The organism is Chitinophaga rhizosphaerae (genome assembly GCF_003958645.1).
Lineage (GTDB): Bacteria > Bacteroidota > Bacteroidia > Chitinophagales > Chitinophagaceae > Chitinophaga > Chitinophaga rhizosphaerae.
This window is the reverse complement of the sequence record NZ_RXLO01000005.1, coordinates 394,042-406,103: the sequence shown is the minus strand read 5'-3', so window position 1 is coordinate 406,103 and position 12,062 is coordinate 394,042. Positions and strand designations below refer to the sequence as shown.

The following is a 12,062-nucleotide window of genomic DNA, read 5'->3' as shown; positions in this document are numbered from 1 at the left end:
TTGCTCAACTTTCCCAGCAGCATCTTTTTATCATAATCGCGACCATTCCCCGTCTTCCCCGTCTATTTCGTAAAATACTTTCATTTTATTTACTTTCATTATTTTTTTACTATTTTTGAAACCAAACGAAAGTCTTTAAAGCCGAAATTGTACTTATATATAATACCGGGTCACCGGTTGAGTGAACGGGAATCATGCTTATGAGAGAATTAAAAATCCAGTTTTTTTTTGTGAAGACCGACGCCATGGGGCGAGCCTGGCGAACAGGCGGCGAGCAGATTCGCCCCCGGTTAAATTGTATCCGTTCTATTGATCATACATAGATTGGAGTAACGTGGAAAAAGAAAAAGCGGAGTGTTCCCATTCCGCTTTTCCTGTTTTTACAGCGCCTGTTGCATGACGCCGACCAATATTTTCTTTGCCCCGTCGGTAAGGGAAGCCGGCGCCGTGAGCGAATCCCCCGGCACGAAGTGCCGTTTGAAAGCCTGGATGGCGGCGGTGGTATCCTGGAGGTCGTACCCGATGAGCCGGAGCGCCTGTAAATGGCTGAAGTTCTCCGGTACCGCGATGCGCGCGGTATCGCCGTACCATAACCCGAATCCTTTATCGGCGAGCCGGTTCCAGGGGAACAGGGCGCTGGGGTCGTTTTTGCGGCGGGGTGCGATGTCGCCATGACCGATGAAGTTGGCGGCAGGGATGTTGTAGCGATGCTTCAGGGTATCGAGCACCACGAGCAGGCTGCGAACCTGCAAACTGTCGAACGGTTCGAACCCGTTATTATCCAGTTCGATGCCGATGGAAATGGAATTGATGTCGGTAATGCTGCCCCATTTCGATAATCCGCCATGCCATGCACGGAGATAATCGTTGAGCATATGATGCACGGTGCCGTCTCTGCAGATGACGTAATGCGCGCTTACCTCCGTGCGCTTGAGCGTGAACGTGCGCAGTGTTTGCTCGCAGGAGTTCTGCGCCGTATGATGGATGATGACGTAATTGGGTTTGCGCAGGTTGAAGTTGACGGTGCCCGCCCAGGCAGGCGGCGCAACGGCTGATACGGCGATGTTCTCCGGCTGGGCTTTCACGACGCCCGACCAGCGCTTCGCCTCGGTACGGTATACTTTATTGGTGGCTTTGTAAGGCTGCGGAGAACAGGCACCTATAGCCGTTACTGTTGATACGATCAGTAGTTTTTTCCACATCCTTAAATCTACGAAAATTAACAGACAACCGTTGTTAAGGAAGGCCCCGGGTATTGTCCGGATGGCGATAATTTCCGTTCTTTGAGGCCTGTATGAAAACTTCTATTTTGTATACCCTGAAAATCTGGCTCATTGCTGCGCTCCCCCCATCTATATATGTTTGCTGGTATTATGGTGCATTTACGATCGCGTTGGGCAAGCAGGACAAATTCCTTTTCAACACCTTTACTTACATGGGACCGGCCGCCGTATTCGCGGGCTTTTGCATGAAACAATTGTATGCCGCCCACATCGGCGGGTACCAGCGTAAGGCCATGATCTGGCTCTGCAATGTGATGGGCCTCGTTCCGGTAACGGTGCTCGCGGGCAATTCGGAGCCCGGCATGGTGACCGTTTTCCTGCTGTACCTGTCTTCTACGCTCGCCATACTGGCCGTTAAAGCCCCCTCGGCCCGGCAAACCCCGCTCCAGCTGCCGCTCCACGGCCGCCACATCACCCTCAAGCCCGATCACGAGATCAATTCCTGGCGCGGGATGGTCGTATCCGGTATCCACACCCTCCCTATCCGCCTCAAGCTCGACAGGAATGCGCCCTACCCCCAACTCGAATGCCATTCCCTCGAAAAAGAAGATATTTTCCATCTCATCGCAGACTATGTGCCCGTCAGGGTCAGCGCCTGCCTGCCGGGAAAAAGCGAACCCCTCTTCTCGGCCATCCTCGAAATCGACCATTCCCTCAACTAAGCGGCGCATTTTTTTGAGTCATACGGCTGCAAGGCACCGGTCCGACCGAATTTTTCTGTAATTTCCGGGGTCTGATCGTCTTGATAAACAGCTGAATATGTCTCACCTACTGTCGCCCCTACGCACCGTGCTCATCTATTTTGCAGCCGGCGTACTTTGGATTTTGCTGACGGATTCGCTCCTGCAATGGCTGGCAGAGCATTCGCCCGCGTTGTTGCTGGGTGGCCAGTATGCCAAAGGCTTCCTTTTCGTGCTCCTTTCCTCCATCATGCTGTTCTGGCTCCTGTCCAAATCGCGCGGCTCGGTGCGCCGGCTGGAAATGGCCTACATCCGCGTGTTCCGCGAAAGCCCGCAGCCCATGTGGATCTACGACCGCAAAACGCTCGGATACGTGGATGTGAACGACGCCGCCATTCACCTCTACGGCTATACGCTGGAAGAATTCCTCAATATGACCATCCTCCAGGTACGCCCGAAAGAAGATATCCAGAAAGTGCTCGACGCGAAGCGCTTCGCCACTGCCGGCTTCCAGAACTTCGGCACCTGGAAGCACCTTAAAAAAGACGGCACCCTTATTTACGTAGACATCCGCACCTTCGGCACGCACTATAAAGGCCGCGAAGTGGAGATCGTATCCATTTCGGACGTTACCGACAAGCACATCGCCTTCGAAGCCCTCTCGCGCCAGGAGCTACTGCTGAATTCCATCATGAACAGCACCGACGATCTCATCTGGGCGGTAGACGACCGCAAGACCTACACCGCTTTCAACAACGCTTTTCGTAACATCATCCGCCAGTACACAGGGCACGAAGTGCATGTGGGCGACCCGCTCCTCCCCGGCGCCGACGAAGCTGAAGCCCTCCGCTGGCAACAGTATTACGAACGCGGGCTCCAGGGAGAGGCCCACACCGTGGAAGAAACGCGTGAACTGAACGGCATCGGCGTGTCTGTCGCGGAAATCAACTTCCGGCCCATGCGCAAACAACAGCGCGTGGTGGGCGTTTCGTGCTTTGCGCGGGACATTACCGAGCGCAAGCAACAGGAACTGCGCCTGCAAAAGGCACTCGACCGCTACGACATGGTTTCCTTCGCCACCAGCAACGTGATCTGGGATTACGACCTGGTCTCCAATTCCATGCACTGGAACAACAACCTCGCCACCAAGTTCGGGCACCGGAAGGCGGATGAAACGGAAGACTGGTGGGAACGGCACGTGCATCCGGAAGACGCGCCCAAAATCATCAGCGGCCTCAAACTGGCCATCGCGGAGAAACGTAACACCTACGCGGCGGAGTACCGTTTCCTTTGTGCCGACGGGCAATACCGCCACGTTTTCGACCGGGTATACATCAGTTACGGCGAAGAAGGCAACCCCATCCGCATGATCGGCGCCATGGAGGATATCGAAGACAAAAAAGTGTATGTGGAAGAGCTCCAGAAAGTGGCGCATATGAGCTCGCACAGCCTCCGCCGGCCCGTAGCGTCGATGCTGGGCGTGGTGGGCCTCATCAACAAAGACAACCTCACCGATCCCGCCAACCTCCCGCTGCTGGCCGGTATCGAAAAAATAGCGAAAGAGATGGACGAGATCATCCACACCGTGGCGGATAAATGCAACCGGATTTTCCAGGGCGTAGAAGATAAATGAAAATGGCTCCCGCACGGGAGCCTCCTTCACGTTTACGATTAGCCGGCCATCAGGTTTTAGCGTCCTGGAAGCGGTCGGTACTTTGGGCCGAAGTATCGGTTTCCAGTACGATCACCTGCGGTTCGGCCATCTTTTTAATAGTATGGTGGATGAGATATTCGTTCTTCGCGATTTCCTCGACCCTGAAAGCGGCATTGCCCGAACGCGCCGCGAGAATTTTCACGCCATTCGTTACTTTCACTTTCAATAACCCGGATACCGGCCGGTTGAAAACGATCATGTTGACGGAGGTGCTGCCGTTCTGCCGCGTGAAATAACCCCAATCCTGCTTCTCCCATCCGGCGTAGCCGCAATTCCAGATCACGTTGCCGTTTTTCTCCATCCATTTGCCGATGGTTTCAACGATGTGGCGCTCCTCTTTGCGGAAACCGCCATTGCCATCCGGCCCGAAATTCAGTAAAAAGTTGCCGCCCATAGACGTGGTATGCACCACCATTTCCAGCAGCTCGAGCGGAGATTTTACGTGGCTGACGGTCCAGTCTTTATGATACCCCCACTGGTTTTCGGGAACGGTCATGCAGGCTTCCCAGTCCCATTTGGTGACCTGGAGGTCTTTCGTGGCATTGGGCAACCGGCGTTCGTACCCGGATTCGTAATCGCCCATGAGCTGGTTGTTGGAGTCGAAATGGCGCTTCCCGAAATCGTCTGCCCGCAACCGGGAATTCACAACCACACCCGGGCGCACGGATTTCAGCATTTGTTCCATCTCCAGCGTCCACCAACCGTTTTTCTTGATGCTGGCATCCCAGGTACCGTCGAACCAGAAACCTTTCACAGTGGGATAATTGGTAGCCAGCTCCTTCAACTGGTTGCCCGCGAAATCGAGGAACCGCCGGAAAGCGATGCTGTCTTCGGGCGATTTGATTTCGTAGCGCCAGTCCGGATGATGCCAGTCGAGCACGGAATAGTAGAAATTGACGTCGATCCCTTCGGCATTGTAAGCCTCCACGAGCGCTTTGAGGATATCGCGGCGGAAGGGCGTGTTACCTACGTTGAAATCGGTGTATTTGCTGGGCCAGAGGCAAAAGCCTTCGTGGTGTTTGGTAGTGATGGTCATGTATTTCGCTCCGAGCTGTTTGGCCATTTTGGCCCATGCCCTTGCGTCGAACTGCTGCGGGTTGAACTGGTACATGAGCGAATCCCAGGTGGAGGTGGGAATACGGGCGCTGGATTTGAGGAATTCCGCGGCGTAATTGTAGGTTTTCCCGTTCCACACGCCGCCGGGGATGGCGTACAGGCCCCAGTGGATGAACTGTCCGAACCGGTTGCTTCTCCATCGCTGCATGGCTTCGTCGGTACGCTTGCCTGTGGTTTGAGCGCCGTATTTCAGTGGTACGGGTTGTTTCACCTGGGCGGTGCCGGCAAGGGAAATGGCCAATGCGAGGGTGGTGAAGACAGGTTTCATAAGATGGATCATATCCTTGGCTGACATTAAAAATTTGCCCGCTTCTGCGAGCATATTTTTTTGGGGAACTGCCGCCATCCGATACCGTCGCCAGGTGCGAAAACAGGATGACAGGTTGCCGGGCCTTCCCCGTTCACGCATTCCGCCCGTTACCGGCAGATTCCATAGGATCAATTTCCATAGCCGTTTCATCATACCTGAAAATTAACAACAGCGCGGAAAAGGCACAAGGCAGAAGAGCGGAATGCGCGTTTAGAGGAAGGATTGGTGAAAATCGTACAATTGCGGGATGCGGTGGCGCCGGCCGATCAGCTGGCGGGCGTGTGGGCGGTCATCCGTTCGTTCCGCCAGTTGCGGTCGTAATACACGAAGAAATACAGCCAGATGGTGCGGCTCAGGCGCATGAGCAGCGGTTGCATGAATACCAGCAGCACGGCGTTGACGCCCAGCCAGTACAGCACACTGTTATCATGCAGGCTGAACCCCAACAGTACCCACCAGGCCACAAAGGTGGCAACGGACAGGGCGATGGACAGGGCGTAGCTTACGTAACCCGTTCCGAAGAAGAAGCCGGTTTCCGGTTCGCTAAGCTGACCGCATTCGGGGCAGCGTTCGTTCATTTTCATGAAGGCACCCAGTTTGTAGGGGTTGGATTCCACGAAGAGCTGGCCGCTGCGGCAGCGGGGGCATTTGTTTTGCAGGGCGCTGAGGACTACGTTCGGTTTATGGTCGTTTCTTTCGGCACACATATTTTTCAGTTTAGACTTTTTCTGAATTCTTCCGGCGATTGCCCGGTGTATTTTCTGAAGAACCGCGAGAAGTAGCTGTTATCAGGGAAATTGAGTTCCCCGGCTATTTCGGAGACGGACTTCTGTTCGTTGGTGAGCAGGCGTTTGGCTTCGAGCAGAACGCGTTCCCGGATCACGTCTCCGGCCGTTTTGCCGAGGAGGTCCTGGCAGAGGGCGTTGAGGTGGTTGGGCGTGATGTAGAGCTGTTCGGCATACTCCCGGGGCAGGCGCATGGAGCGGTAATGGCGGTTGATGAGGGCCATGAAGTTCCGGAGTACGAGCTGCTTTTGCTGGGGCACGCCGGGCTCGCCGTCGCGGGCGATGTGGCGGTCTGTTTCCAGGAACAGCTGGAGCAGCAGGGCGCGCACGAGATCAGGCTCGTTATCGTCTCCCGCCCGGAGCACCTGTTCAAATACCGTCCGGATGGCGGGGCGGAGTTTTTCGGGGATGGCCATTACCTGGTCTGCGCTTTGTCCGGAAAAGAACGGGAAGCGGTCGAGGTAATCCGGGTTGGCGAGGAAAGAGCGGAAGAACGCGGTCGAAAAATGGACCACATATCCATCGGTTTCCGGGCCAAAGTGCCAGGAATGGACCTGGCCGGGGGCCATGAAGTACATTTGCCAGGGCTCAACGGGGTAGCGGGTGAAATCCAGTGTATGGGAGCCGCTGCCGCCGGTAAAAAGCACCAGGTGGTAAAACGAGTGGCCGTGTTGCTGGTGGACGCGCTGGTAGTTCTTTTTCAGGTAGGAACCGAGGCGCTCCGTGAGCAGGTCCGGGTGGCTGTGCCCGTCTGAAACGGTGCATATATCGTATACCGGGATGGAAGGTTTCATGACATCACAAAGGTACGGCGCAGTCGTTTGCGGTACTTTTCACATTTGGGGCTTTTATGGTACTTTTTACCGGAAGCGGAGAAATTGGCTGTTTGGTGGCGGGGAATTGGTATCATTGCGGCCTGAAATCCGTTACCGATGAATGCATATAAAGAAGTTACCATATACTTTGGGCTTGCCGATGAAAAAGACGTTTCCCTGGCCGATATCCTGTCTTGCATCCCTTTGGGGGAGCGGCGGGAATGGGCGTTGCTGCATATGGAGGCATTGGGGCATCCGGGAGACCTGGATGTACTGAAATTCGAGGCGGAGGCCGAGATCCATGGGATCGCGTATGCGTGGGATGCGTTGCATCAGATGCAGGACCGTTTTGCCCAGGTGATCGAAATGATGGTTGTGGGCGGGGAACGGGTGAGCCATTTGCGGAGGGCGATGCCTTTCGAAGAGATATTGGAGGCGGCTGAGTATGTGGTAGAGTTGGTGGACGGGGGGTTCTGGGTGGTTCATACCCGGAGTGAACAGGCGGTCGGCAATTTCTGCGGGAGGTTTTCGCGGGTGGAGGTGGTGGAGCTTTGATATTCGATATCACGGGAGGTTTTCGCGGATGGGGGAACGGGCGGATTACAATCCGGATACCTTCCTTTTATATGAAAGATGCAGCGTTAGCGGTTGCCGAGCGATGCGTTTCAAATGCGAACTGGCGAACAGCAAATTCCGCGGCAAATCTCTGCAGCGCGGATTGCGGAACGCTGGAAACAGGCCTGATTCCCGCTTTTGAAGACAATCCTGCCCGGATATTTTCCAACGGGCCCCATCATCCCAACTCCACAGGAATTCACTAATTTCACGGCAGATATGGACATAAAAGAACAGCTTCGCCAGCATTTCTCACAGATCGTCAGCCTCACGGAGGAGGAGTTCGAATATGTATGGACTCATTTCAGCTTGAAAAAGTTCAGGAAAAGGCAATTTCTCATCCAGGAAGGCGACACTGTCAAGTACCATTATTGGGTGGTAAAGGGGTTGATCAAATCGAGTTACACCGATGAATCGGGTAAGGAGCACATCCTCCAGTTTGCCATGGAAGATTGGTGGATATCCGACTACCAGGCGCTTTACAACCATAATCCCGCTTCGCTGACGGTAGATTGTATTGAAGACAGCGAGGTGTTGGCGCTTTCCGACGAAGACCGTCAAAAATTAACCCGGGAGATACATGCTTTCTCGAATTTTTTCCTGCAGAAAAAAAACGGAGGGTATGTGGGTCTCCAGCAAAGGATATTGTTGCTGCTTTTCAAAAATCCCCGTGAACGATATGAAAGGTTGCAGCAATTACAGCCGCGCCTGTTGCAAAGAGTACCAAAGGTTTTGCTGGCTTCGTACCTTGGAGTTTCCCGGGAGAGCCTTAGCAGGTTATACCAGGGTGAGTTGTGAACCAATTGAAATCAAATCGTGCCTGCCATTGAACATCCAGCTATCCAATTTATTAGGGGCAGCAGCAAAGTATGAAGCATGACTGTACCTCACTATAAGCCTCCTTCGGCTTACAGAAAGCAGCTATCACCGAATATCTACCGCACACCAAGCCGTTCCCATTATTAATGGGAAACTGTGTTGCATAAAATCGCCCCCCTTACCATTAGCGACTTCCGGCTTACAGAAAGCAGCTATCACCGAACATCTATTGCACACGAGGCCGTTCCCATATTAAATGGAAGCTGCGTTGCTTAAAAACGTCCCAACTGCAAGCCCCTTCCGCCCGACAGGAAGCACCAATCATCGAACAGCTACCACACACGAGGCCGTTCCCATATTAATGGAAGCTGCGTTACATAAAAACGACCGCCCCTAACATTAAGCCCCTTCAGACTTACAGGAAGCGCCAATCACCGAACATCTACCGCACACCGCACCGTTCCCATATTAAATGGAAGCCGCGTTGCTTAAAAACGACCACCCTAACTATAAGCCCCTTCAGACTTACAGGAAGCGCCAATCATCGAACATCTACCGCACACCGCACCGTTCCCATATTAAATGGAAGCTGCGTTGCTTAAAAACGACCACCCTAACTATAAGCCCATTCGGACTTACAGGAAGCTCCAATCATCAAACATCTACCGCACACTCGACCGTTCCCATATTAAATGGAAGTTGCATTGCTTAAAAACGCACACAAACTACAAGCCCCTCCAGACTTACAGGAAGCACCAATCATCAAACATCTACCGCACACCCGACCGAACCCATATTAAATGGAAGCTGCGTTGCATAAAAACGCCCCCTCCTAACTACAAGCCCAATCAGACTTACAGGAAGCACCATTCATCCAACATCTACCGCACACCGCGCCGTTCCCATATTAAATGGAAGCTGCGAAACATAAAACGACCACCCCTAACTACAAGCCCCTTCAGACTTACAGGACGCACCAATCATCGAACATCTACCGCACACTCGCCCGTTCCCATATTAAATGGAAGCTGCATTGCACGAAAACAGGCCAAGCCTAACTATAAGCCTCTTCAGACATCTATGAAGCGCCAAAAAACCGAACACCCATCGCAAGCCAAGCCGTTCCCATCATCAAAGGTAACCGCGAATCATGAAATACCTCCGTTGCACCACTTAGGAGGACATTACTTGGCAACATTCAAAATCAACAGGTTCATACCCACAGCTAAACAGCGACATTCCCAACCATCCCGGGATCCGGTTTACACAAGGCATCTGCTTCAACAAAGCCATGATGCACAATCCATTCATGCCAGTGGCATCTTCAGCTGCCATGCCTTAATCTCGCGACATAGCACCCTTACTACCATTGGCAGCAATGTAACGGGATCCTTACAAGTTTACATTTCAATCCACCAACCTGCTTCACATCAATGGTGCAGCTGCGGATTGTGCGCCAGATCACAACTTTTTAGTGCGTCACCGCAACTATTGCCTTTTAGCGCTGTTCTATCTTTGTACAGCCACAACGGCCGGACCAAACACCCTAATCAGCAAAAAGCAAAGTCATGAACGTCTTCAAAATTCTCATCGTACTTACATCCCATAATCAGCTCGGCGACACAGGTCACAAAACCGGATTCTGGGTTGAAGAATTCGCAGCACCTTATTATGCACTGGCTGATGCCGGCGCACAAATCACCATTGCGTCTCCGCTAGGCGGGCAACCACCTATTGACCCGAAAAGCGAATCGCCGGAATCGCAGACCGATGCCACCCGTAGGTTTTTCGCAGACAAAACCCTCCAGGAGAAACTTGCGTCCTCCATTCCATTGACACAGATTAACCCGGCAAAATATGATGCTATATTCTACCCCGGGGGCCACGGGCCGCTTTGGGATTTAACAAACAATAGGACTTCCATCGCGCTAATAGAGCAATTCTATAACAACGGAAAGCCTGTAGCCGCTGTGTGCCACGCTCCCGCCGTACTCCTGCACGCTAAGAAAGCCAACGGCGAACCGCTGGTGAAAGGCCTTAAAGTGACTGGCTTCTCCAATAACGAAGAAGAAGCCGTACAACTAACGAAAGTCGTTCCCTTCCTCCTGGAAGATGAACTAAAGAAAAACGGCGGCACTTATAGCAAAGGTCCTGACTGGAGCAGCTATGTCCTAAAAGACGGAATGCTCATCACTGGGCAAAACCCCGCCTCTTCGGAGGAAGCCGCAAAGCAACTACTCGAACTATTGAAAAAATAACCGTACCCTGAGGGGTTTCATACTCGGTAATATATGCCCGGAGACATTCGCCTCCGGGCTTTTGCATTACCAGCATCTACCCCCATGCTATCATCCATCACTAACCCCTATGCATTGACAGCAATGATCCTCAGCCTCAGTGACTACCCTCACTTAAAAAATTAAGGCACCCGTCAACAAGCCCACAAAACCCAAATCAACAATTCGCCCCAACTCACTTCGCCAGCACAACGCGAGCGATACACGCTGTTTTTCCAAAATCCAACGGAACACTGCCACAGCGCCAATCCCCAAACTAAAAACACCCTAATCCGTCCGCAACAATGTCAGCTTCAGCCACTTTCAAGGAAGCATAAACAAGTGGCCAATCAAACATTACTACCGACGAATACAAACCCGAACATCCACCAGCACGCCCCTCAGGATCAGTCCTCCGCACCAATAACGACGCGGGAATTATAATTCGGAAAAACGTTACCCGTCACCAGCATTTCAAGCACTCCCGACATCCGCACCAGCATAAGCACCCCTACGCCCTATCCCCCTCCGCTCTCCTGCCGGCAAGAGGCAAGTGCCTTCCCCCGCCAGTCCATAACTCCTTTTTGATCCAGTCGGATACCATTTTTCGCCCCATTGGAGTTGAGAGCAATGACAGCGGCGATAAATAACCCATAGACTCCCGCTCCTGCCGCATCCACATATTAAATAGTCCGGGCATTTCGCGACACGAATATCCCATCCCATAAATAGTCAACACTTCAAGAAATTGCTGGTGCACTTTGTCTTCCAAATCGACAGCAGCCAGGCATTTTGGCACCTGCAGCGCATCGAGCCGAAATACATAACTCAGCTCCAGCCAGGTAATCTCCGACATCTTAACAAACTCACGAAACTGCTCGGTAGACAGTTTTCTATTACCCAATACACGCTTTGGGTTAATGGCTTTGGTGGCGAGATCAATCACTGAATCTACACAAACATGGAAACAGGAGTTCTCGTCTAAAGGCTTCTTTGGCATTTAGCTTTCTTTTTGATTGTTATTAAAAGTGTATTCGAACTAAATATGAAAGGGAATTATGAAAACCAGGGAATACAAAGTATAAACCCTATATGTATAGGCATAATTACGCCTTTGGTGACGTTAATTCGTAAAATGTAACAGATTAACATGATAGTCACACCCTACCTTTTCCCAATTCAGCCCCTGCATCACCGCCACCTTCACTCCCACTTGTATGAGAAGAAATTCCACCGCACCTGTACTACTACCACTTACCTTAATGATAGCAGTGACGACATTGAACCATTAATCAAACTGCCTAACTTTCATCCTTCACTTTTAGTATCGCTTCCATAATACCAAAGTGCGCGTGCTAAACTTAAAGACGGTCTTTCAAATAGTGCTCCACATACATGCTTGCGAATTAGTTTTTTTACTGGATTAACATGAAACAAAATTAAGCAAATGGAAAATACGAATGACATTTTTATCGAAATATTTCACTGATAATTTCTCGGTTTTTCGGAGAATTCAAACTTGTTAGTGATCCTCTCTTATTTTTAGTAATATTTACATAACCACATGCCTAAATCCATAACCATAAAGGATACTGCACCAACAAACAAATAATTCAACAACAAATTTTTCAACAAACAGCATGCGCTAT

General features: G+C 51.7%; 10 protein-coding genes. 5 read left to right on the top strand and 5 right to left on the bottom strand.

The genetic code is table 11. The features are described from left to right. Positions 1 to 380: 380 nt before the first annotated feature. Complete coding sequence (locus tag EJ361_RS14580) at positions 381 to 1,202, bottom strand: N-acetylmuramoyl-L-alanine amidase (protein WP_126246361.1); 822 nt, start codon at positions 1,200 to 1,202, stop codon at positions 381 to 383. A 107-nt stretch (positions 1,203 to 1,309) separates the two neighbouring features. On the opposite strand from EJ361_RS14580, the gene EJ361_RS14575 reads away from it, so the two are divergent. Beyond that, a complete protein-coding gene (locus tag EJ361_RS14575) occupies positions 1,310 to 1,945 on the top strand; it encodes a hypothetical protein (RefSeq protein ID WP_126246360.1) in 636 nt (211 codons plus the stop codon). 97 nt (positions 1,946 to 2,042) lie between these two features. Next, entirely contained in the window at positions 2,043 to 3,596 is a 1,554-nt protein-coding gene (locus EJ361_RS14570; RefSeq protein ID WP_126246359.1) for a PAS domain-containing protein, read from the top strand. A 49-nt stretch (positions 3,597 to 3,645) separates the two neighbouring features. Here EJ361_RS14570 and EJ361_RS14565 read toward each other — a convergent pair whose 3' ends face one another. The 3 genes from EJ361_RS14565 to EJ361_RS14555 all read right to left on the bottom strand — a co-directional run bounded on the left by EJ361_RS14565 (position 3,646) and on the right by EJ361_RS14555 (position 6,682). Continuing rightward, on the bottom strand, positions 3,646 to 5,061 hold the full coding sequence (locus EJ361_RS14565; RefSeq protein ID WP_126246358.1) for an alpha-L-fucosidase: 1,416 nt from the start codon (positions 5,059 to 5,061) through the stop codon (positions 3,646 to 3,648). Positions 5,062 to 5,369: 308 nt separating this feature from the next. After that, positions 5,370 to 5,810 (bottom strand): DUF983 domain-containing protein, encoded by a 441-nt coding sequence (locus EJ361_RS14560; protein WP_126246357.1) that lies wholly within the window; start codon positions 5,808 to 5,810, stop codon positions 5,370 to 5,372. Between the two features lie 5 nt (positions 5,811 to 5,815). Next, the gene (locus tag EJ361_RS14555; protein WP_126246356.1) at positions 5,816 to 6,682 is read right to left on the bottom strand and encodes a helix-turn-helix domain-containing protein; all 867 of its coding nucleotides are present in this window, start codon (positions 6,680 to 6,682) and stop codon (positions 5,816 to 5,818) included. A 138-nt stretch (positions 6,683 to 6,820) separates the two neighbouring features. On the opposite strand from EJ361_RS14555, the gene EJ361_RS14550 reads away from it, so the two are divergent. From EJ361_RS14550 to EJ361_RS14540, 3 genes are all read left to right on the top strand, one after another. Next, a complete protein-coding gene (locus tag EJ361_RS14550) occupies positions 6,821 to 7,258 on the top strand; it encodes a hypothetical protein (RefSeq protein ID WP_126246355.1) in 438 nt (145 codons plus the stop codon). A 279-nt stretch (positions 7,259 to 7,537) separates the two neighbouring features. Continuing rightward, entirely contained in the window at positions 7,538 to 8,116 is a 579-nt protein-coding gene (locus EJ361_RS14545) for a Crp/Fnr family transcriptional regulator (RefSeq protein WP_240646635.1), read from the top strand. A gap of 1,589 nt (positions 8,117 to 9,705) precedes the next feature. Continuing rightward, positions 9,706 to 10,395 carry a type 1 glutamine amidotransferase domain-containing protein gene (locus tag EJ361_RS14540; protein ID WP_126246354.1) on the top strand — a complete coding sequence of 230 codons (690 nt, stop codon included), beginning with the start codon at positions 9,706 to 9,708 and terminating at the stop codon, positions 10,393 to 10,395. A 529-nt stretch (positions 10,396 to 10,924) separates the two neighbouring features. On the opposite strand, the gene EJ361_RS14535 is transcribed toward EJ361_RS14540, so the two are convergent. Then, on the bottom strand, positions 10,925 to 11,413 hold the full coding sequence (locus EJ361_RS14535) for a hypothetical protein (RefSeq protein ID WP_126246353.1): 489 nt from the start codon (positions 11,411 to 11,413) through the stop codon (positions 10,925 to 10,927). Positions 11,414 to 12,062 lie beyond the last annotated feature (649 nt).

Coding starts and splice junctions, on each gene's coding strand:
- EJ361_RS14580 (WP_126246361.1), bottom strand. CDS start 1,202: ATGTGGAAAAAACTACTGATCGTATCAACAGTAACGGCTATAGGTGCC.
- EJ361_RS14570 (WP_126246359.1), top strand. CDS start 2,043: ATGTCTCACCTACTGTCGCCCCTACGCACCGTGCTCATCTATTTTGCA.
- EJ361_RS14565 (WP_126246358.1), bottom strand. CDS start 5,061: ATGAAACCTGTCTTCACCACCCTCGCATTGGCCATTTCCCTTGCCGGC.
- EJ361_RS14560 (WP_126246357.1), bottom strand. CDS start 5,810: ATGTGTGCCGAAAGAAACGACCATAAACCGAACGTAGTCCTCAGCGCC.
- EJ361_RS14555 (WP_126246356.1), bottom strand. CDS start 6,682: ATGAAACCTTCCATCCCGGTATACGATATATGCACCGTTTCAGACGGG.
- EJ361_RS14550 (WP_126246355.1), top strand. CDS start 6,821: ATGAATGCATATAAAGAAGTTACCATATACTTTGGGCTTGCCGATGAA.
- EJ361_RS14545 (WP_240646635.1), top strand. CDS start 7,538: ATGGACATAAAAGAACAGCTTCGCCAGCATTTCTCACAGATCGTCAGC.
- EJ361_RS14540 (WP_126246354.1), top strand. CDS start 9,706: ATGAACGTCTTCAAAATTCTCATCGTACTTACATCCCATAATCAGCTC.
- EJ361_RS14535 (WP_126246353.1), bottom strand. CDS start 11,413: ATGCCAAAGAAGCCTTTAGACGAGAACTCCTGTTTCCATGTTTGTGTA.